The 20495-nt window shown below is 71.7% G+C and carries 18 protein-coding genes; 6 read left to right on the top strand and 12 right to left on the bottom strand.

Annotated features, from left to right (window positions below):
* Window positions 1–6 precede the first annotated feature (6 nt).
* From rpmF to ACIBL4_RS28860, 6 genes are all read right to left on the bottom strand, one after another.
* Entirely contained in the window at window positions 7–180 is a 174-nt protein-coding gene (gene rpmF / locus ACIBL4_RS28885) for a 50S ribosomal protein L32 (protein WP_003951102.1), read from the bottom strand.
* Between the two features lie 2 nt (window positions 181–182).
* Entirely contained in the window at window positions 183–827 is a 645-nt protein-coding gene (locus tag ACIBL4_RS28880; RefSeq protein WP_399414724.1) for a YceD family protein, read from the bottom strand.
* 128 nt (window positions 828–955) lie between these two features.
* Complete coding sequence (locus ACIBL4_RS28875; RefSeq protein WP_399414723.1) at window positions 956–2035, bottom strand: cell division initiation protein; 1080 nt, start codon at window positions 2033–2035, stop codon at window positions 956–958.
* Between the two features lie 121 nt (window positions 2036–2156).
* Window positions 2157–2636 (bottom strand): pantetheine-phosphate adenylyltransferase, encoded by a 480-nt coding sequence (gene coaD, locus ACIBL4_RS28870; protein WP_399414722.1) that lies wholly within the window; start codon window positions 2634–2636, stop codon window positions 2157–2159.
* A 26-nt stretch (window positions 2637–2662) separates the two neighbouring features.
* Window positions 2663–3250, bottom strand: a complete 588-nt coding sequence (gene rsmD / locus ACIBL4_RS28865; protein WP_399414721.1) for a 16S rRNA (guanine(966)-N(2))-methyltransferase RsmD — start codon at window positions 3248–3250, stop codon at window positions 2663–2665.
* Window positions 3251–3358: 108 nt separating this feature from the next.
* Window positions 3359–6610, bottom strand: coding sequence for a helicase-related protein (locus ACIBL4_RS28860; RefSeq protein ID WP_399414720.1), 3252 nt, complete (start codon window positions 6608–6610; stop codon window positions 3359–3361).
* Between the two features lie 189 nt (window positions 6611–6799).
* Between ACIBL4_RS28860 and ACIBL4_RS28855 the strand changes: the two genes are divergently transcribed.
* A complete protein-coding gene (locus ACIBL4_RS28855) occupies window positions 6800–8638 on the top strand; it encodes an HSP90 family protein (RefSeq protein WP_399414719.1) in 1839 nt (612 codons plus the stop codon).
* Entirely contained in the window at window positions 8635–11619 is a 2985-nt protein-coding gene (locus tag ACIBL4_RS28850) for a tetratricopeptide repeat protein (RefSeq protein ID WP_399414718.1), read from the top strand. The genes ACIBL4_RS28855 and ACIBL4_RS28850 overlap by 4 nt, the downstream gene beginning before the upstream one ends.
* 27 nt (window positions 11620–11646) lie before the next feature.
* Here ACIBL4_RS28850 and ACIBL4_RS28845 read toward each other — a convergent pair whose 3' ends face one another.
* A complete protein-coding gene (locus ACIBL4_RS28845; protein WP_399414717.1) occupies window positions 11647–13362 on the bottom strand; it encodes a DAK2 domain-containing protein in 1716 nt (571 codons plus the stop codon).
* 247 nt (window positions 13363–13609) lie between these two features.
* Here ACIBL4_RS28845 and rpmB point away from each other — a divergent pair, with 247 nt between their 5' ends.
* Window positions 13610–13795, top strand: coding sequence for a 50S ribosomal protein L28 (gene rpmB / locus ACIBL4_RS28840; protein ID WP_003993230.1), 186 nt, complete (start codon window positions 13610–13612; stop codon window positions 13793–13795).
* A gap of 102 nt (window positions 13796–13897) precedes the next feature.
* Here the strand turns inward: rpmB and thiD are convergent, their stop codons facing one another.
* Complete coding sequence (thiD, locus tag ACIBL4_RS28835; protein ID WP_399414716.1) at window positions 13898–14689, bottom strand: bifunctional hydroxymethylpyrimidine kinase/phosphomethylpyrimidine kinase; 792 nt, start codon at window positions 14687–14689, stop codon at window positions 13898–13900.
* On the bottom strand, window positions 14686–15651 hold the full coding sequence (locus tag ACIBL4_RS28830) for a thiamine-phosphate kinase (protein WP_399414715.1): 966 nt from the start codon (window positions 15649–15651) through the stop codon (window positions 14686–14688). Before ACIBL4_RS28830 ends, thiD begins: the two co-directional genes overlap by 4 nt.
* Before the next feature lie 206 nt (window positions 15652–15857).
* Here ACIBL4_RS28830 and ACIBL4_RS28825 point away from each other — a divergent pair, with 206 nt between their 5' ends.
* Window positions 15858–16091, top strand: a complete 234-nt coding sequence (locus ACIBL4_RS28825) for an Lrp/AsnC family transcriptional regulator (protein ID WP_020138723.1) — start codon at window positions 15858–15860, stop codon at window positions 16089–16091.
* A gap of 20 nt (window positions 16092–16111) precedes the next feature.
* On the top strand, window positions 16112–16633 hold the full coding sequence (locus ACIBL4_RS28820) for a DUF3515 domain-containing protein (protein ID WP_399414714.1): 522 nt from the start codon (window positions 16112–16114) through the stop codon (window positions 16631–16633).
* 15 nt (window positions 16634–16648) lie between these two features.
* Here ACIBL4_RS28820 and ACIBL4_RS28815 read toward each other — a convergent pair whose 3' ends face one another.
* The 3 genes from ACIBL4_RS28815 to ACIBL4_RS28805 are packed head-to-tail and all read right to left on the bottom strand — an operon-like array spanning window position 16649 to window position 19694.
* Window positions 16649–17806, bottom strand: a complete 1158-nt coding sequence (locus tag ACIBL4_RS28815) for a D-alanine--D-alanine ligase family protein (RefSeq protein WP_399414713.1) — start codon at window positions 17804–17806, stop codon at window positions 16649–16651.
* Window positions 17807–17865: 59 nt separating this feature from the next.
* Window positions 17866–18876 carry an NAD(P)H-dependent glycerol-3-phosphate dehydrogenase gene (locus ACIBL4_RS28810; RefSeq protein WP_399414712.1) on the bottom strand — a complete coding sequence of 337 codons (1011 nt, stop codon included), beginning with the start codon at window positions 18874–18876 and terminating at the stop codon, window positions 17866–17868.
* Window positions 18873–19694, bottom strand: a complete 822-nt coding sequence (locus ACIBL4_RS28805) for a lysophospholipid acyltransferase family protein (protein WP_399414711.1) — start codon at window positions 19692–19694, stop codon at window positions 18873–18875. The genes ACIBL4_RS28810 and ACIBL4_RS28805 overlap by 4 nt, the downstream gene beginning before the upstream one ends.
* A 158-nt stretch (window positions 19695–19852) precedes the next feature.
* Here ACIBL4_RS28805 and cofC point away from each other — a divergent pair, with 158 nt between their 5' ends.
* On the top strand, window positions 19853–20491 hold the full coding sequence (cofC, locus tag ACIBL4_RS28800; RefSeq protein ID WP_399414710.1) for a 2-phospho-L-lactate guanylyltransferase: 639 nt from the start codon (window positions 19853–19855) through the stop codon (window positions 20489–20491).
* The last annotated feature ends 4 nt before the right edge of the window (window positions 20492–20495 follow it).

Raw genomic sequence — 20495 nt, 5'->3', positions numbered from 1 at the left:
AGCCGCTCAGACCTCGAGGACCTGGCGCTTGTTGTAAGTGCCGCAAGAGGGGCACGCGATGTGCTGCTGCTTGGGCTCGTGGCAGCGCTCGCACGCAACCAGGGTGGGGACCGCAGCCTTCCACTGCGACCGGCGGTGGCGCGTGTTGCTGCGCGACATCTTCCGCTTCGGAACAGCCACGGCTACTTCTCCTGCTTCTCGTCGACGCCCGGTTCGGCGCCGCTCATCTCGTCCTTCTCGCCGTCCGACATGGTGTCGGCGAGTCCCTGCAATGCCGCCCAACGGATGTCGACGGCGTCATGGTGGTGGTCCGGGTCGTCCGCCAGCCGTGCGCCGCACTCGGCACACAGACCAGGGCAGTCTTCCTGGCACACCGGCTGCATCGGCAGTGCGAGCACCACCGCATCACGCAGCACGGGCTCGAGGTCGAACAGGCCGTCCTCGAGGAAGAGCCTGTCCTCGTCGTCCTCGGCGTCGTCGCCCGGTTCCGCGATCACGCGGCCCCGGTCGTCGGCGTCAGGGTACGAGAACATCTCCTGGAACTCCGCTTCGACGTCGAGCCGAAGCGGCTCCAGACACCTTACGCACTCCCCCTCGGCGGCGGCACGGGCGGTGCCTGTGACGAGCACCCCTTCCATGACCGACTCCAGGCGGAGTTCGAGCTCCACCGGGGCGCCTTCCGGCACTCCGATGACTCCCTTGATACCGAGGTCCTGGGGAGCGTCGACCGTGCGGGTCAGGCGCTGTAGCGCACCGGGCCGCCGACCCAGCTCGTGTGTGTCGAACACGAGGGGGTTGCGGTGGTCGAGGCGGGCGTTCAGGGCCATTCCTGCTTTCGGTCTGCTGAGCTGAGGGGGACGCCGCCCTTCGGTGTTACGGGCAGCGGTGATCGCGGACGTACGCGCGACCGAAGAGCCAGGATACTGGACCTTTGCCCGTCGGCCCAATCCGGTGCTCAGCCGTTGCCGCGGCCCTGCTCGTAGGCCCGGAGCTGCTCGGCGCTGATCATGCCGGTGTCGAAGAGGCTGGTCTCGTCCAGGGCGTATCCCTGGTGGCCCTGGTGCCCGGGCTGTGGCTGCTGCGCTGGCTGCGCCCGCTGGGCCTGGTTCGGGTCGTAGGCGGCCTGGGGGTCGTAGCCCTGGTAGGCGTAGGGATCGGCCTGCTGGGCCTGCTGGTAGCCGTACGGGTCCTGCTGGGCCGCGTACGGCTGCTGCGGGTAGCCGCCGTAGGGGTCGGGCTGCTGTTGGTAGGCGTAGGCCGGCTGCGGCTGGCCGTAGTCCTGCTGCTGGGCGGGCTGCTCGGCCGGGGGCTTCTCGTCCGCGAGGGCGGCCAAGCCGGCGAGGTAGTCGGCGTCACTGGAGTGCTGGACGGTGCTGGTGTCGTCGGCGAGTGAGCCGAGGTCGTCGGTGGCGATCCGGCCGTGCAGCTTCTGCCGGCCGCGGCCGACGGCGTCCAGGGTCTTGGCGAGGACCGCCTCGAAGGCGCCGAGCTTGACGTCGACGTACTCGTCGGCGCTGCGGCGCTGGGTCTCCGGGTCCTGGCTGCGCTCGGGGGCGTCCTCGTCCTCGTAGCCCTGCTCGTCGGTGCCGGGGCCGGTACCGAGGAGCTTCTCGCGGCCGCGGCCCACGGAGCCGAGGGTCTTGGTGAGGACGACCTCGAAGTTGGCGAGCTTGGAGTCGACGTACTCGTCGGCCTCGGCGCGGATCTCCTCGGCCTCCTGGCGGGCTTCGGCGAGGATCCGGTCGGCCTCGGCCTGGGAACGGCGGGCGACCTCGGTGTCCGAGATCAGTGAGCCGCGCTCGGCGTGCGCGGCCTGGATGATCCGCTCGGCCTCCTGGCGGGCCTGTTCGACCATCTGCTCTCGGTCGCCGATCAGCTCCTGGGCCTGGGCGAGGGAGCCGGGCAGCGCCGCGCGCACCTCTTCCAGCATGGAGAGCAGTTCGGCGCGGTTGACCACGCACGAGGCCGACATGGGCATGGACCGGGCGCCGGAGACCGCGGCGACGATCTCGTCGAGCTTCTTCTGCACGTCCACCGTGTGCTCGCCACTCTCTACAGATGCGTTGGAGACGGACGGGACGACTGTACGGCCATGGTGTCCCCGGGGAACACCGGGTGACGGGGTGTCAGGGTCCGGTGGGGCGCACGGGGCCTGTTCAGTCCTTCCGCAGGCGCTCGCCGAGGGCCTCGAGGACCTCCGCCGGAACCAGGTGGGAGACGTCGCCGCCCCAGGTCGCGACCTCCTTGACCAGGGAGGACGACAGGAAGCTGTAGGTGGGGTTGGTGGGGATGAAGAGGGTTTCCACGCCCGAGAGGCCGTTGTTCATCTGGGCCATCTGCAGCTCGTAGTCGAAGTCGCTGACTGCGCGCAGCCCCTTGACGATGGCGGGGATGTCGCGCTGCTTGCAGAAGTCGACGAGCAGGCCGTGGAAGGCCTCGACGCGGACGTTGCCGTACTCGGCGGTGACCCGGCGGATCAGGTCGATCCGCTCGTCGATCTCGAACAGGCCCTTCTTCGACTGGTTGATCATCACCGCGACGTAGACCTCGTCGTACAGCCTGGAGGCGCGGGAGATGATGTCGAGGTGTCCGTTGGTGATCGGGTCGAACGACCCGGGACATACGGCGCGGCGCACTTGTGATCCCTCGCTCTCCGGTCCGGTCATCGTGCGTCTTCGCACGTAGAGGCGGCGCGACCGTACCAAAACGTTCCCTCGCCGTAGCGACGGGCCCGGAGGGCTTCGAAACCCTCGGGCCACCGGAATTCACCGCCTCTGGTGCTGCGCTCCACGGTGACGATGGCTTCTTGGGTGAGCCAGCCTTCCGTGCGGAGTGTGAGCAGGATCTCGCGAAGATCGTCGTCCGTGACGGCGTACGGGGGGTCGAGGAAGGCCAGGTCGTAGGGCTCGCCGGGGGGTGATGTGCGGATGATCTGTTCCGCTTTGCCTGATCTGACCTCGGCGCCGGGGAGGCCGAGGGACTTCACGTTGTCGCGGACCGTGCGGGCCGCTCGCGCGTCGGCCTCGACGAGGAGGGCGTGGCCGGCGCCGCGGGAGAGGGCCTCCAGGCCCACGGCTCCTGATCCCGCGTAGAGGTCGAGGACGCGTTCGCCGTCCAGGGGGCCACCGAGGAGGGATTGCCAGGTGGAGAAGAGACCTTCGCGTGCGCGGTCGGAGGTGGGGCGGGTGCCGGTGCCTGGGGGTACTGCCAGGCGACGTCCGCCGGCTGTGCCGGCGATCACGCGGGTCATCTTCGGTCCTTGGTTGTGGGCGGCTTCAGTATCAGTGTGGCTGGTCGCGCCCGCGCGGCGGTAGCCGCGTATGGACTACAGCCCCGCGCCCCTTGGGGGCAGCACCTGTCACCCCTTTTCCAGGTACTGCTCCCTTTCCTCGTCCAAGAGGGCGTCCAGTGCTGTCCGCAGGGCCGGGAGGTGGGTCAGCTCCGGGTCCTTCGCCACGACAGCCGCCGCCTCCTCCCGGGCCTCGGCGATGATCTCTTCGTCCTCGATGACCGCGAGCATGCGCAGGCTGGTGCGGGCGCCCGACTGGGCCTGGCCGAGGACGTCGCCCTCGCGGCGTTGTTCCAGGTCGATGCGGGAGAGTTCGAAGCCGTCGAGGGTCGCGGCGACGGCGTTCAGGCGCTGGCGGGCGGGGCTCGCCTCGGGCATCTCGCTGACCAGGAGGCACAGGCCGGGGGCCGAGCCACGGCCGACGCGGCCGCGCAGCTGGTGGAGCTGGGAGACGCCGAAGCGGTCGGCGTCCATGATCACCATGACCGTGGCGTTGGGGACGTTGACGCCGACCTCGATGACCGTCGTGGCGACCAGGACGTCGGTCTCGCCGGCGGCGAAGCGGCGCATGACGGCGTCCTTGTCGTCGGGGTGCATACGGCCGTGCAGCACCTCGACGCGGAGCCCCTTCAGGGGGCCCTTGGCGAGTTGGTCGGCCACGTCCAGGACGGCGAGGGGCGGGCGCTTCTCCGCGGCGTCCTCGGGGGGCCCGGGGGCCTCTGAGGACTTCTTCTTGCCGGCCTTCTTCGGGTCGTCCTCCTCGTCGCCGATGCGGGGGCAGACCACGTACGCCTGATGGCCGTTGCCCACTTCCTCGCGGACCCGCTCCCAGGCGCGGGACAGGAAGTGGGGCTTGTCGGCGGCCGGGACGACATGGCTGGCGATCGGCGAGCGGCCGGCCGGGAGCTGGTCCAGGACGGACGTCTCCAGGTCGCCGAAGACCGTCATGGCGACCGTGCGCGGGATCGGCGTGGCCGTCATGACCAGGAGGTGCGGGGGCTGTTTGCCCTTGCCGCGCAGGGCGTCGCGCTGCTCGACGCCGAAGCGGTGCTGTTCGTCGACCACGACCAGGCCCAGGTCGTGGAACTGCACCTTGTCCTCGATCAGCGCATGCGTGCCGATGACGATGCCGGCCTCGCCGGTGGTGAGGTCGAGCAGGGCCTGGCGGCGGGCTGCCGCGCCCATGGATCCGGTGAGCAGCACGACCTTGGTGCCTTGCTCGGACCCGCCCAGCATGCCGCCCTCGGCCAGCTCGCCCATCATCTCGACGATCGACCGGTGGTGCTGCTGGGCGAGCACTTCGGTGGGCGCGAGCATGGCGGCCTGACCGCCTGCGTCGACCACGGCGAGCATGGCGCGCAGGGCGACCATGGTGTTGTGGGTGACGGTGAAGTTGTCGGTGACGTATGCATGACTCGGGTGCGCGACGCTGATGCACTGGACGGGCTTGCGCCCCACGTACTCGACCGCCCGGATGCCGCGTCGGAACGTGTTGCACTTCGGCCTCGGACGCACGCGTTCCGCTTTGCGGGTGAGCCGGAACGGGGCGTAAGCGTCCGGCAAGGACACCTGCACGTTGTACGCGGCCTTCTTCGGCAGCACGCGCGCCCGGCCGCCCAGAGAACGTACGAGCCATGCGACGTCCTCCGCGAGGCGGCGCGAAGCCGAGCAGTGGGAGACACTCATGCCGTCGGCTTGGACAGTGCCGTCCGTGTCCAGAAGTCCCTGCAACACGGCGAGACGGTCCTTGATCGGAGCGTTCTTGAACTCCTGAGGGATGAACTTGTCGTGGGACGTCGCCCCCCAGAGGCCCAACTCGCCCAGGACCTGGATCACGGGGTTGCGCACTCCTCCGGCGCGCTGCTTGAGCTGGATCGCGTAGTCACGGCGTGATCCCTTCACCGGTACCAGTCGGCATTCGGGCGCTACCGCCGCCGACACCGCGTCACGGATCTCGTCGTCGATGGTGGAAAGACGGAGATTGTGCCGGAATGAACCACCCCCCAGCAGCAGCCCGATCAGGTACGGGTCGAGGGGCAGCCCGGCGTCGCCGCCGAGATCGACCGGCTTGGCCGGCGGGATGTACCACTTCGAGGACCCGTTGGCCTTGAACGTGTCGAGACGGATCTCCCGGGTCGTCATGACCTTGGGAGCCTGACCACGGTGCCAACCGCAGCTCGTGCCGACGATCCACAGGTGCTCGTCGTCGCACTCGACGGAACTCCCGTCGGACAGAACCAAGCGCCAGACATCGCGCTCCCCCTGAGGAAAGACGCCATCGATCAGCGCGATGTCCCCGTCCGGCACCACCACCTCGTCGCCCACCCGCAGATCCCCCATGGCACGGAAGCCCGTGGGTGTGAGCACCAGCGAGTCGAGGGGCTGGGCCTTGCCCGATCCGACCTCCCCCTGCAGCAGCCGGTGCATCGGATGCTCCGTCGCCAGGTCCTCGAAGATCTCCCGGGAGACGCGCTGCTGGCCCTCGGTGAGGGTGAAGGGGAGGCGGGCGTCGAAGGCCGTGAGGAGGCCGTCGGGGCTGGGTGTGCGGGGGACCGCGGGGAGCTGGGCGTCCGCGTGGCGGCGGCGGGCGAGGGCGACCTGGAGGACGAAGGCCTCGTCCCATTTGAGGCGGGCGCGGGCGTCCTCGATGTCCGCCTTGGTGTGCGGGCGGTGGATCTTCAGGAGGGCCTCGGGGAGGGGGACAAGACCGCGGCCCTCGCGCAGCGGGTCCGGCAGCGGGTCGGCCGCCTCCTGGGCTGTGGGCAGGACCGTCTGGATCGCCTTGCCGATCTTCCAGGACTCCAGTTTGGCGGTAGCCGGGTAGATCGGGATCAGGGCGCCGGCCCATGTCTCGACGGACTCCTCCGGGTCGCCTCGCAGCAACTCGTAAGCCGGGTGGGCGAGTTGGAGGCGGCGGTTGAAGACGGAGACCTTGCCCGCGAACATCGCGCGGGTGCCCGGCAGGAGCTCCTTGTGGGGCTTGTGAACGCCGTTGCCGAAGAAGACCAGTTGGAGACGGCCGCTGCCGTCCGTGATCGTGACCTCCAGGCGCTGGCCCTTGCCGCGCGGGGCCCTGGCCGAGGCGAAGGTGTGCAGGCGGGCGTCGGCGACCTGGGCGACCACCGTGACGTGCTCGTCCATGGGGAGGTCGGCGAGGTGTGTGAGCTGGCCGCGCTCCTCGTATCTGCGCGGGTAGTGGTGGAGCAGGTCGCCGACGGTGCGCAGGCCGAGGTGCTCGGCCATCACCTTCGCGGTGGCGGGGCCGAGCACCGACTTCAGTGGTTGTTGCAGCGGTTCGTGAAGTGCGGGCACGAGATCCATTGCACACCACACCACTGACAATGCCGTAGAGGTCATGGCGCAGGTCGCCGTATACGTCCCGGAAATCCCTGGTCAGGCGGTTGGTTTGGGCCTTAGGATGACGCGCTCCCGGCCTCCTTTTCGCGGTCACCGCCTCACCGGGACCGCCCGACCCCGCGCCGTCGCGAGTCCCCCACCGGCGCTGTGACGATGGACTCCCAGATCTCACAGGCATCCCAGCCATCCCATCCGCCCCAGCCACCTCATACGTTCCAGGTCGACCTGCGTGGTCTGGTGGACCTGCTCTCCCACCACCTCTACTCCAGTCCGAAGGTGGATCTGCGCGAGCTGTTGCAGAACGCCGTGGACGCCATCACCGCCAGACGCGCGGCGGAACCCGATGCTCCGGCCCGGGTGCGGCTGTCCGCGCAGGGCGGCACCCTGCGCGTCGAGGACACCGGTGTCGGGCTCACCGAGGCGGACGTGCACGACCTGCTCGCCACGATCGGGCGCAGTTCCAAGCGTGCCGAGGGCCTTCAGGAGGCGCGTTCGGAGTTTCTCGGGCAGTTCGGCATCGGGCTGCTGGCCTGTTTCGTCGTCGCCGAGCGGATCCGGGTGGTCAGCCGCAGCGCCCGTACGCCCGGGGCGCCGCCCGTGGAGTGGACGGCGTCCGACGACGGTTCGTACACCGTGCGGACGCTGCCGGACGCCGAGCGCTCCGAGCCGGGCACCACCGTGCATCTGGTGGCCCGGGCGGGAGCGGCCGAGTGGCTCACGCCCGAGCGGGTCGAGGCGCTGGCCCGGGACTTCGGGTCGCTGCTGCCGTACGACGTCCGGGTCGGCGACGAGCCGGTCACCGACCTGCCCGCGCCCTGGGACCGGTCGTATCCGGGCCCGGCCGCCCGCCGTGTCGCCCTCGCCCGGCACTGCCACGAGCTGTTCGGCTTCACCCCGCTGGACACGATCGACCTGTCCGTGCCGCTGGCCGGTGTCCGCGGGGTGGCGTACGTACTGCCGTCGGCGGTCAGCCCGGCCCAGCGCACGGGGCACCGCGTCCATCTCAAGGGCATGCTGCTGACCGAGCGGGCCGAACAGCTGCTGCCCGACTGGGCGTTCTTCGTGCGCTGTGTCCTGGACACGGACAGTCTGCGGCCGACGGCGTCGCGCGAGGCGCTGTACGAGGACGAGACGCTGGCCGCCGTACGGGAGGCGCTGGGCGAGCGGATCCGGGCCTGGCTGACCGGTCTGGCGGCCGGTGATCCGGAGCGGCTGGCCGCGTTCCTGGCGGTGCACTACCTGGGCGTGAAGTCCCTGGCCCGGCACGACCGGGAGATGCTGCGCACGATGCTGCCGTGGCTGCCCTTCGAGACGACCGACGGGCGGCTGTCGCTGGAGGAGTTCGCGCAGCGGCACCCGGTGGTGCACTTCACGCGGACGGTCGAGGAGTACCGGCAGGTCGCGCCGATCGCGTCCGCGCAGGGCATCGGCGTGATCAACGGCGGCTACACGTACGACAGCGAGCTGGTTCAGGCGCTGCCGTCGGTGATGCCGGGGACCGTGGTCGCCGAGCTGGACGCCGAGACGGTGACCGCGCATCTGGACGCGGTCGACCCGGCCGAGGAACTGGCCTTGTCCGGCTTCCTGGCGGCGGCGCGGGCCCGGCTGGACCCGCTGGGCTGCGACGTGGTGCTGCGGGCCTTCCACCCGCTCTCCGTGCCCGCGCTGCACCTCGACGACCGGGACGCCCGGCACGAACAGGCCCGGGCGGACGCCGAGGCGCAGGCGGACGACCTCTGGGCGGGCATCCTCGGCTCGCTGCGCGGCAGCGCTCCCCGCGCGCGTCTGGTGCTCAACCACCTCAACCCGCTGGTGAGGCGGATCAGTTCGCTGCACGACCCGGAGCTGATCGGCACCGCCACCGAGTCGCTGTACGGGCAGGCACTGCTGATGGCGCAGCGGCCGCTCAGGCCCGCCGACTCGGCGCTGCTCAACCGGGCGTTCATCGGCCTCCTGGAGTGGGCCACGCACAGCGAGGACGGCCGGCCATGAGTGAGATCACGGACTTCGACGCCCTGCGCCGGGCGATGGCGGAGAACGCCGAGCAGCCGGAGGGCCCGGCCCGCAACGCGCGCGCGGAGGAGCTGCTGGCGGCGGCCGAGAAGCTGAACGTCCCGCTCGCCGTGATCGAGGCGCTCGGGCACCAGCTGAAGGTCTACAACTACAGCTCCGAGAAGGGGAAGATGTTCGTCCCCTTCGCGCGTCTGCTGCGCATGTGGGACGAACGGCCCGAGGACTTCGACGAGTACGAGACCTACACGCTGCACTGGGTCTTCAAGTGGGTCTCGTCCGGCATGCTGGACCAGCCGCACATCCCGCTCGCGTCCATCGAGAAATGGCTCGGCGAGATGGAGCACCGCTACCGGCTCGCCGGGTACTCCGAGCGCGCCGTGCGCAGCGCCGAGCACAGTGTGGCCGCGCATGTCGGGGACCTGGCGCGGGCCGAGCGGGCGTACGCCGCGTGGCTGGCCGCCGACCGGGACACCATGGCGGACTGTGACGCCTGCGAGCGGCACGGGCAGGGCTGGTGGCAGGCGGAGCGGGGCCGGGACGCCGAGGCCCTGGAGCTGTGGCGGCCGGTGCTGGAGGGCGAGTACGCCTGCGCCCACGAGCCGCACACGACCCTCGCCTCGTCCCTGGTGCCACTGCTGCGGCTGGGCCGCCTGGACGAGGCCCGAGCGAACCATCTGCGGGGCTTCCGGCTCGTACGGGCCATGGAGAGCATGCGCTCCGCGTACGCGGAGCACGTGGAGTTCTGCGCGCTGACCGGCAACGAGGCCCGCGGTCTGGAGCTGCTCGCGGAGCGGCCGGCGTACTTCACGGACGACGGGCAGCCGCAGAGCAAGCTGGACTTCATGAGCGTGGTGGCCCTGCTCATGGACCGTCTGACCGGGCTGGGGCTGGGTGACCGGCAGGTGCCCGGTCCGGCCGGCCGGACGTGGACCGCCCGTGACCTGGCCGCGCACGCGCGTGCGGAGGCCCTCGCCCTGGCGGCGCGGTTCGACGAGCGCAACGGCACGACGTACGTCAGCGAGCGGGCACGCGCGCGGATGGAGCGGCGCCCGCTGGTGGAGCGGCTGCCGCTGGGGGTGCGGTCGGTACGGCCGGTGCCCGTGCCCGTTCCCCCGGTGGTCACGGCCGCCGCGACCGGGCAGCCGGATCTGCCCGCCCTGCTGGCCGAGGCACGCCGGCTGTCGGACAGCCTGCGGCCGGGCGCCGTGGAGGCGTGGGCGGCGGTCGCCGAGGCCGCGCGGGGCGTGGAGCTGGACCCGCGCGACCGCGCCGAGATCGCCGACCACGAGGCGATGGGCCGCGGCCCGGAGGGCACCGCGCTCTTCGAACGGGCCGCGGAGCTGTACGCGGCGGCGGGCGACCCCGGTGAGGCCCTGGCGGCAAGCGCGCGTGCGGCGTACGTACGTGCTCTCGCGGGTGACGTGGACGCGGCGCTCGCGGCCGTGTCAGGGCCCTACGACGAGATCCTCGCGCTGTACGCCGCCGGCGACACCGGGATACGCCAGACGGCGTCCGTCCTGATGGCACGGGCCCGGATCCTGCTGCGCCGGGCGCACGAGGCGGGTCTCGCAGAGGGTGACGCCGAAAGCCAGGGCCCGGAGGCGGTTCTCGATGCGGCCGAAGCCGCTGTCCGGGAGGTTCTGGCACTGGTCGACGGGCAGGCCGGTCAGGACGCGCGGCTGGCCGCGCGGGGCGCCGAGGCGCAGGCGATGCTCGCCGAGCTGGCCGGACTGGGCGGCGACCTGGAGACGGCCGCGGGGCTGTTCGCGCGGGGCGCGGCGGCGTTCGTCGCGGCGGGACTGCCGTGGTACGCGGTGGAGTACGAGGCCCGGCTGGCCTCCCTGGCCCACCACCTCGGCGACATGGCGGAGGCGGAACGGGCCCTGCGGGCGGCCCTGGAGCACGGCGGAGCCCAGCTGGAGGCGCCCGGACGGGCCCAGCTGCACCTCCAGCTCGCCGAGTTGACCGGCGGCCGGGGCGAGGTCGTCGAGGCCGCCCGGCACGCCCTGGAGGCCGCGCACTGGGCCGACGAGGCGGGCGAGGGCGCGACGCTGGGCGTCTGGGCCCGGCAGCAGCTCGGCGGGTTCCTGCTGCGGCAGGGACGGTGGGCCGAGGCCGCGGAGGTCCTGGAGTCGGCGCTGCCCGACCTGACGGCCGAGACGCACGGCGACGGGGCGGTCGTGCAGACGCAGTGGTGGCTCGGCGACTGCCTGAGCGAACTCGGCGAGCACCGCGCCGCCGCCGAACGGCGTCTCCAGGCCGCCGAGATCGCCCGGCACTGGCCCGAACAGCACGACCACGCGACCCTCGCCCACCTGGCCGGGGAGTCCCTCGGGCAGGCCGGACTGGCCGACGAGGCGGACCGGGCCTACGCACGCGCGGGCGACCTGTGGCGCGAACTCGGCAACGTCCAGGGGCTGGTGCGGTCCCTGCGTGCCCGTGCCTGGCTGGCGTTGCGCACGGAGGACGGCCCCGCGGTGGCACGCCTGCTCATGGCGGACGCGGTCCGGGAGTGCGAGACAGCGCGGGACGAGGCGGCCGACGAGGAGTCCCGGCAGCGGTTCGTCGCCGAACTCGGCCACACCCACCGCCAGTTCGGTGACCTGCTGGCCCGGTCCGCCGAGGGTGACGCGGAGGGCTCGCTCCCGGCCGTGTCCGAGGACGTGCTGTCCCAACTGCGGCGGTCGGCCGAGGTGTTCGCCTCCCTCGGGGACGGCGCCCTGCACAGCCGTACCGGCGCCGAACTCACGGCGGGATGGCTGGAGATCGAGCTGGGCCGTCTCACCGACGCGAGGGCACGCGCGCGTGCGGTGCTGGCGGCGTACGACGGTTACGACGAGACGGACTCCGGCGGCACGGTCCCCGAGGGGATGAACGACGACGATGACCGCGAGGCGGTGCGGGCCCGGCGGGCAGAGGCCGAGCACTTGCTCCGCGTCGCGACGGAGGACCCGGACTGAAATCACCCGGCACCCGCCCTGTCCGGCTTACTCGACGCCGATGAGCAGCACGGCCCCCTGCCGCCCGCCCCGGTACACGACCGTGTCGACGGCGAGGTACCCCTCGCGGACCCGGCCCTCCAGGTGCTCGGCGATGGTGTCGGGAGCCTCGTCGCCGAGCACCAGGGTGACCATCTCGCCCCCGGCCGCGAGCATGCGGTCCAGGACGGTCCGGGCGGTGGCCGTGACGTCCGAGCCGATCACGGCCACATCGCCGTCGATCAGGCCGAGGACGTCGCCGGCCTGGCAGATGCCGGCCATCGTCCAGGCCTGGCGCTCGGCGACCGTGACCTCGGCGTAGCGGGTCGCGCCGGCCGCCGAGGTCATCGACACCACGTCCTCGTCGAAACGGCGCTCCGGCTCGTGCACGGCCAGCGCCGCGATGCCCTGGACCGCCGAGCGGGTCGGGATGAGAGCCACCCGGATCCCCTCGGTACGGGCCTGCTCGGCCGCCGCCGCGGCGGTGTGGCGCAGTTCGGCGTCATTGGGCAGCAGCACGACCTCGCGCGCATGGGCCCGTCGTACGGCCTGCACGAGCTCGCCGCTCGCGGGCGGCTCCCCGGGGCGTGCGAGCACGGTGGTCGCGCCGGCCTCGGCATACAGCCCGGCCAGGCCCTCGCCGGGCACCACGGCCACGACGGCACGCTGGGCGCGCTCGCGGGGAGGCCGCTCGGCGCCGGTGGTGTGCACGTCGCCGGCGGCGAAGTGCGTGATGCGGATGCGGTAGGGCCGCCCGGCCTCGATACCGGCCTCGACGGCGGCGCCCGCGTCGTCGACATGGACGTGGACGTTCCACAGCCCGTCGCCGCCGACCACGACGAGCGAGTCGCCGAGCGCGTCGAGCCGCTGCCGCAGCCGCGCCACGGCCGTGTCCTCGGCCTCCAGGAGGTAGATCACCTCGAAGGCGGGGCCGTCCTGGCCGGCCACGGCGGCGGTGTCGGCGCACTCGCCGTGCGGACTCACGTCCTCGCCCGCCCGCCACGCACCCGCCGTCACCGCCGCCGCCCGGTCCCGCGGCCTCTCCCCCGTGAACGTCTCCACCAGCGCCCCGAGCACCGCCACCAGCCCCCGACCGCCGGCGTCGACCACCCCGGCGCGTTCCAGGACGGGCAGCTGGCCGGGGGTCGCGGCCAGGGCCGCGCGCGCTCCCTCGTAGGCCGCCCTGGCCACCGTCCCGCAGTCGCCCTCGGCGCCGCAGGACGCGTCGGCGGCGTCGGCGGCGGCCGAGGCGACCGTGAGGACCGTGCCCTCGACCGGGTGGGCCACGGCCTGCCGGGCGGAGTCGGCCGCGTGCCGCAGGGCCAGCCGCAGGCCCTGTCCGTCGGCGTGCGCGGTCTCGCCGTCGGCGTGCCCGGTCTCCTGGTCGGCCAGCACCTGGGACATGCCGCGCAGCAGCTGGGCGAGGATCGTCCCGGAGTTCCCACGGGCCCCGATGAGCGCCCCGTGCGCCATCGCCCGGACCGCGTCGGCCAGCGTCGGCCCCTCGGGGCCCGACCTCGCCGCATGCCCGGCGAACACGGCCTCGACCGCCGCGGCGGCGGACTCCAGGGTCAGATACAGATTCGTGCCGGTGTCCCCGTCCGCCACGGGGTAGACGTTGATCGCGTCGATCTCCTCACGCGCCCGCCCCAGCGTCTCGAGTGCGAGACCGCACCAGGTGCGCACCGCGAGAGCATCGAAGAATGTCTGCGGCACCTGCGCCACCGCGCCTCCCTGAGCTGCTGGACGTGGCACGCAGCGTAGACCCCGGGGCCCTGTCCACCGGAAGTGGGCCGGGAGGGGGCGCGGGCCGACCATGGTAGTTTCACTGCACGGGCGCAGTCGTTGTATGCTGCTCCGGTTGCCCGATCGAATCGGGCCATTCCCCTGGCAGCGCCACTCAGATCCTCTGATCCGGATCCCGGCATGCCGGGATCAACCGTAAGTGCATCTGAAGTCTTTGGAGTGACCCGTGGCTGCCAACTGCGACGTCTGCGGCAAGGGGCCGGGCTTCGGCAACAACATCTCGCACTCGCACCGCCGTACGTCCCGTCGCTGGAACCCGAACATCCAGCGTGTGCGTACCGTGGTGGGCGGGACGCCGAAGCGCGTGAACGCTTGCACCTCGTGCATCAAGGCCGGCAAGGTCTCGCGCTGACGCTCAGCTAGCGCGCGGCCACTGCTGGTTCGCTTAAAGAGCCGGTCCACCCCTGGTGGACCGGCTCTTTGCCCTGTCTTGACGCCGTAGCCGTCGTGATGCTCAGGAGCCGGCCCGGAACCGCCAGCCATGATCCACCGGCCCGATGCCCCCGCCGAGCGCGAACCCGGCTGCGATCGCCCCGGTGACGTACTCCTTGGCCGCCGCCACCGCCTCCGGCACCGAGTGCCCCTTGGCGAGCTGTGACGCGATCGCGGAGGCGAGGGTGCAGCCCGTGCCGTGGGTGTGCCGGCTGTCGTGGCGCGGCGCCCGCAGCCAGTGCTCCTCGGAGCCGTCGGTGAGCAGGTCCACGGCGTCCCCGGACAGGTGGCCGCCCTTGATCAGCACCCACCGCGGCCCGTACCCGAGCACGGCCGCCGCGGCCCGCCGCAGCTGCTCCTCCGACTCGACGCGGACGCCCGTCAGCTGGGCCACCTCGTCGAGGTTCGGGGTGGCGACCGTGGCCACCGGCAGCAGCTTCGTACGGACGGAGTCCAGTGCGGACGCGGCGAGCAGGGAGTCGCCGTGCTTGGAGACACCCACCGGGTCGACGACCGCCGGGGCGTCCGTGCCCGCGATCAACTCGGCGACCGCCTCCACGAGTTCGGCGGAGGCCAGCATCCCGGTCTTGACCGCCTGGACGCCGATGTCGTCGACGACACTGCGGTACTGGGTCCGCACCGCCTCCACGGGCAGCTCCCAAGCGCCCTGCACGCCGAGGGAGTTCTGCGCGGTCACCGCCGTGAGGACGCTCATGCCGTGCACGCCGAGGGCGAGCATCGTCTTCAGGTCGGCCTGGATGCCGGCGCCGCCGCCCGAGTCGGAGCCCGCCACCGTGAGGACGTTGGGGATCATGAGTCCATGTCCCCGAAGTGGTCCCAGCCGCCCTTGCTGGTCCACGGCGCCCCGTCGACCGTCACCTGGGGCAGCGCCGAGGGGTTGAGGACCTCGCCGATGACCTTCCAGCGGGCGGGCAGCTTCACGTCCGGCGGGAAGGTCGCCACGATCGCGTGGTCCTCTCCCCCGGTCAGCACCCACTGCATGGGGTCGACGCCGACGGCCTGCCCGATGTCGTTCATCTGGGAGGGGATGTCGATCGCCCCGGAGCGGATGTCGATCCGCACCTTGCTGGCCTCGGCGATGTGCCCGAGGTCGGCGATCAGCCCGTCGCTCACGTCGCACATCGCGGTCGCCCCGAGCCCGGCGGCGGCCGGACCCGCGTGGTACGGCGGCTCGGGACGCCGGTGGGCCTCCACGAAGGCGCGCGGCGAACGGAACCCGCGCGACAGCACCGCGTACCCGGCCGCCGACCAGCCCAGCCAGCCCGTCACCGCGACGAGGTCGCCGGGCTGTGCGCCCGCCCGCGTCACCGGCTCCTGGTTGCGCAGATCGCCGAGCGCGGTGATCGACACCACGATCGAGTCGCCGCGTACGACGTCACCGCCGACCACGGCGGCACCGGCCACCTGGCATTCGTCGCGCAGGCCGTCCATCAGCTCGCTCGCCCACGTCACCGGCAGCTCGGCCGGAACGACCAGGCCGAGCAGCAGCGCGGTCGGTACGGCACCCATGGCGGCGATGTCGGCGAGGTTCTGCGCCGCCGCCTTGCGGCCCACGTCGTAGGCCGTCGACCAGTCCCGGCGGAAGTGCCGGCCCTCCACCAGGATGTCCGTACTGGCCACGACCCGGCGGTCGGGCGCGGCCACCACGGCGGCGTCGTCGCCGGGGCCGACCCGGACCGCCGGGGTGGTGGTCAGACGGGAGGTGAGCTCCCTGATGAGCCCGAACTCACCGAGCTCACCAACAGTGCCCTTCATTGCCCTTTCTCCCCTTCTGTCCCTGTCCGTGCCCGGTCGCGAGGCCTCTCGGTCCTCGCTACGGTCGAAGTGACCGTCAAGTTCTGCCGGACCTGCACCCCGGCGCGCAAGACCCGGTCCCCGCAGGTCTCCCCGCGGCGAGCGGCGACGCGATACCGTGGCGTTCCTTTTCCCCACATGATCCTCGTGGCCGCCCTGGAGGTTCCGTGGTACAGGCGTACATCCTGATCCAGACGGAGGTCGGCAAGGCGTCGACCGTCGCAGAGACGATCAGCAAGATTCCTGGGATCATCCAGGCCGAGGACGTCACAGGACCCTACGACGTGATCGTGCGGGCCCAGGCCGACACCGTCGACGACCTCGGACGCATGGTGGTCGCCAAGGTCCAGCAAGTGGACGGCATCACCCGCACTCTGACCTGCCCGGTCGTCCATCTGTAGCCCCCGTCTACCCTGTGCCGGTGAACTCTTTCCGTCACCGGCACCGTGCTGTGTTCCGTGTCTTCTTCCGCCTGCCCGCTCTCGCGCTGTTGATCACTGCCGCGGGCTGCTCCTCGGCAGACGACAGCGCGTCGGCGGCGGTTCCCAGTCCGGACGCGAAGGTCACGGAACTGTGCCGGAACCTGGACAAGGTACTGCCCGTGAAGGTGGACGGAGAGCGTCGCGAGGATCCCGAGCCCACGTCGGCGCTGACGGCGGGCTGGGGCAGCCCGGCGATCATACTTCGCTGCGGTGTGCCGCAGCCGCCCGAGATGGTCGATCCGAAGGTGGCGTCCGGGCAGGATCCGGACGCGGTCGCCGGCGGTGTGAACGGGGTCGACTGGCTGATGGAGAAGCAGGACGACGGGGGGTACCGGTTCACCTCGGCGAACCGTGAGGCCTACGTCGAGGTGGCCGTGCCGGAGGGCGTGGACAGCTCGGGGGTTCTCATCGATCTGGCTCCGGCTGTGAAAAAGGCGATCCCCGAGGGGATCGCCTCCTGAGAGCCTCTGGGTCGGTCAGCGCAAACCTGTCGAACGGCGAAGTGCCGCCTGCACCAGCAGGTCCACCAGTTCCGGGTAGCTCACTCCGCTCGCCTGCCACATCTGCGGGTACATCGAGATGGGCGTGAAGCCGGGCATCGTGTTGATCTCGTTGATCACGAACTCGCCGTCCTCGGTGAGGAAGAAGTCCGCGCGGACCAGGCCCTCGCAGGACGCCGCCTCGAAGGCGTCGACCGCAAGGCGCTGGACCTCGGCCGTCTCCTCGGGCGTGAGGGGCGCCGGCACGATCCCCGGCGTGGAGTCGATGTACTTGGCCTCGAAGTCGTAGTACGCGTGCGCCTCGGGAGGGGGAATCTCGGCGGGGGCGGAGGCCCGGGGGCCGTCCTCGAACTCCAGGACGCCGCACTCGATCTCGCGGCCCCGCAGCGCGGCCTCCACGAGGATCTTCGGGTCGTGCCGCTGGGCCTCGGCGATCGCCTCGTCGAGGCCGGACAGGTCGTCGACCTTGGTGATGCCGATCGACGAACCGGCGCGCGCGGGCTTCACGAACAGCGGCCAGCCGTGCTCGCCGGCGAAGTCGACGATCTTCTTGCGGGCGCCCGGCTCGTCCTGCTGCCACTCGCGGGGCCTGATCACCAGGTACGGACCCACCTTCAGCCCGAACGAGGTGAACACCCGCTTCATGTACTCCTTGTCCTGGCCGACGGCCGACGCGAGCACGCCCGAGCCGACGTACGGGACGCCGGAGAGCTCCAGGAGGCCCTGGAGGGTGCCGTCCTCGCCGTAGGGGCCGTGCAGCACCGGGAAGACCACGTCGACCTCGCCGAGCGCCTTGGGGACCGATCCCGGCTCGCTGTAGACGACTTCACGGCTGGCCGGGTCGACCGGGAGGATGACTCCGCCCTCGGCGGACTCGGCGAGCAGGTCGACGCTCGGCTGGCGCCGGTCGACGATCGCCATCCGCTCCGGTTCGTCCGCCGTGAGCGCCCAACGGCCGTCCTGGGTGATGCCGATCGGCAGGACGTCGTACTTCGTCCGGTCGATGGCCTTGAGGACGGCGCCGGCCGTGACCACGGAGATCCCGTGTTCTGAGCTGCGCCCGCCGAACACGACGGCCACACGCGGCTTGCGAGGCGGCTGCTCGGGGCTCTGGGGGAGGTTCTCGGTGCTCATATCGCGTTGAGAGTACCCGTTGGTAAGGCCGGGATACAGCGCCCACGGAGCCGCGTCGCTCAGCGTCGTTCCGGCTTCGCGCTGCGCGACATCAGCTCCTTGAGGGCCACCACCGGAGGCTTGCCTTCGTGCACGATGCCGACGACCGTCTCCGTGATGGGCATGTCGACGCCGTGCCGGCGGGCCAGATCCAGCACCGACTCGCAGGACTTGACGCCCTCGGCGGTCTGCTTGGTGACCGCGATGGTCTCCTGGAGGGTCATGCCCTTGCCGAGGTTGGTGCCGAAGGTGTGGTTGCGGGACAGCGGCGAGGAGCAGGTGGCCACCAGGTCGCCCAGGCCCGCGAGTCCGGAGAAGGTCAGCGGGTCGGCGCCGAGCGCCATGCCGAGCCGGGTGGTCTCGGCGAGGCCGCGAGTGATGAGCGAGCCCTTGGCGTTGTCGCCGAGGCCCATGCCGTCCGCGATGCCGACGGCCAGGCCGATGACGTTCTTGACCGCGCCGCCGAGTTCGCAGCCGACGACGTCGGTGTTGGTGTACGGGCGGAAGTACGGCGTGTGGCAGGCGGCCTGGAGCCGCTGGGCGACCGCCTCGTCGGTGCAGGCGACCACGGCGGCGGCCGGCATCCGCGCGGCGATCTCGCGGGCCAGGTTGGGTCCGGTCACCACCGCGATGCGGTCCGGGCCGACCTTGGCGACGTCGTCGATGACCTCGCTCATCCGCATCGCGGAGCCGAGTTCGACACCCTTCATCAGCGACACCAGGACCGTGCCGGGGGCCAGCAGCGGCGCCCAGTCGGCGAGGTTGCCGCGCAGGGTCTGCGAGGGGACCGAGAGGACCGTGAAGTCGGCGTCCGCGGCGGCCTGCGCGGGATCCGTGGTGGCCCGGACGTTCTCCGGGAGCTCGACACCCGGGAAGTAGTCGGGGTTGGTGCGGGTGGAGTTGATCGCTTCCACGACCTCCGGGCGGCGCCCCCACAGGGTGACCTCGCACCCGGCGTCGGCGAGCACCATGCCGAATGCCGTGCCCCACGAACCGGCGCTCAGGACCGCCGCCTTGACCGGCTTGCTCACTTGCCCAGCCCCTCTTCCGTTGCCGACTGTGCCGAGGGCGCCGACTGCACCGGCGACGCCGCCTGCTGTGCGCCCCGCTGTGTCTGCGCCTGGGTGCGGCGCCGCTGTTCGATCCGCTCCCGGCGCGGGTCGTAGGGCGTCTCGGGCGCCTTCTCGCCGCGGATCTCCTCCAGCTGGCGGGTGATGGCGGCCATGATGACCTCGGTGGCCTCCTTCAGGAGGTCCGCGGTCATCTCCCGGTCGTAGAACCGTGTGAGGTCCACCGGCGGCCCGGCGAGGACGTGGTGCGTCTTGCGCGGCAGGAGGTGCGGCTTCCTCGCGTACGGCGGCAGCAACTCGTTGCAGCCCCACTGGGCGACGGGAATCACCGGGCACTTGGTCTGCAGGGCGACGCGCGCGGCCCCGGTCTTGCCGGTCATGGGCCAGCCCGCCGGGTCGCGGGTCAGGGTGCCCTCGGGATAGAAGGCGACGCATTCCCCGCGGTCCACGGCGTCGATAGCGGCCCGGAAGGCGCTCAGCGCGTCCGTGCTCTCGCGGTAGACGGGGATCTGCCCGGTCCCGCGCATCGCGGCGCCGACGAATCCCTTCTTGAAAAGCCCGCTCTTCGCGAGGAATCGCGGGACGCGCCCGGTGTTGTACTGAAAGTGCGCGTAAGCGAAGGGGTCGATGTGCGAATTATGGTTTACCGCGGTGATAAATCCACCCTCGGCCGGAATGTGCTCCATTCCGCGCCAGTCCCGCCTGAGCAGAACCACCAGCGGCGGTTTGCAGATCACCGCGGCGAAGCGGTACCAGAAGCCGATTCTGCGGCGGGGCACGCGGACACCTTCCTCTAGGGCCTGAAGCGGGGGCCACGGGGGGCCGCACAAGTGTCGCCCCAGGCCGCCGGTCTGTCGAGAACACCGTACGCCCCGACACGCCGGGCACCGGCGGCCCCGGGTGACAATGACCGCGACAAGAGAAGGACGGGACATCTGTGCAGTGGACCTTGGTCGTACCCCTGAAGCCCCTGGCCCAGGCCAAGAGCAGACTCGCGGACACCGCGGACGACGGGCTGCGGCCGGACCTGGCGCTGGCCTTCGCCCAGGACACGGTGGCGGCCGCGCTCGCCTGCCCGGCGGTGCGGGATGTGGCAGTCGTCACGGACGACGCCCGGGCCGGCCGCGAGCTGGCCGCACTGGGCGCGGCGATCATCCCCGACGAGCCGGGAAGCGGCCTCAACGCCGCCCTCGCACACGCGGCGGGGGCCGTCCGCTCCGCACGTCCCGAAAGTCCGGTGGCCGCGCTGAACGCCGACCTGCCGGCGCTGCGCCCGCCGGAATTGGCCCGGGTACTCGATGCCGCCGCTGAATTCCCGCGCGCTTTTCTCCCGGACGCGGCCGCAATCGGTACGACCCTGTTGGCCGCCGCCCCGGGCCAGCGATTGTTCCCGGCTTTCGGTATCGATTCCCGGGCCAGGCACCGCGCGTCCGGGGCCGTGGAACTGTCCCTCGCCGCCGTGGATTCCGTACGCCAGGACGTGGACACCGGCGACGACCTGCGCACCGCGCTGGCCCTGGGGGTCGGCCCTCATACGGCCGCGGCCGCCGCGCGGTTGCTGATACCCGGGCAGTAGGCTG

The organism is Streptomyces sp. NPDC050416, from assembly GCF_044458845.1.
Lineage (GTDB): Bacteria > Actinomycetota > Actinomycetes > Streptomycetales > Streptomycetaceae > Streptomyces.
Note: the sequence above shows the minus strand (reverse complement) of the source record. Positions and strands in the feature narration are given on the sequence as shown.

What these genes read in the sequence shown, in the direction of transcription:
- ACIBL4_RS28880 (WP_399414724.1), bottom strand. Translation starts at nt 827, where the DNA reads ATGGCCCTGAACGCCCGCCTCGACCACCGCAACCCCCTCGTGTTCGAC.
- rsmD (WP_399414721.1), bottom strand. Translation starts at nt 3,250, where the DNA reads ATGACCCGCGTGATCGCCGGCACAGCCGGCGGACGTCGCCTGGCAGTA.
- ACIBL4_RS28860 (WP_399414720.1), bottom strand. Translation starts at nt 6,610, where the DNA reads ATGGATCTCGTGCCCGCACTTCACGAACCGCTGCAACAACCACTGAAG.
- ACIBL4_RS28855 (WP_399414719.1), top strand. Translation starts at nt 6,800, where the DNA reads ATGGACTCCCAGATCTCACAGGCATCCCAGCCATCCCATCCGCCCCAG.
- ACIBL4_RS28850 (WP_399414718.1), top strand. Translation starts at nt 8,635, where the DNA reads ATGAGTGAGATCACGGACTTCGACGCCCTGCGCCGGGCGATGGCGGAG.
- thiD (WP_399414716.1), bottom strand. Translation starts at nt 14,689, where the DNA reads ATGATCCCCAACGTCCTCACGGTGGCGGGCTCCGACTCGGGCGGCGGC.
- ACIBL4_RS28830 (WP_399414715.1), bottom strand. Translation starts at nt 15,651, where the DNA reads ATGAAGGGCACTGTTGGTGAGCTCGGTGAGTTCGGGCTCATCAGGGAG.
- ACIBL4_RS28815 (WP_399414713.1), bottom strand. Translation starts at nt 17,806, where the DNA reads ATGAGCACCGAGAACCTCCCCCAGAGCCCCGAGCAGCCGCCTCGCAAG.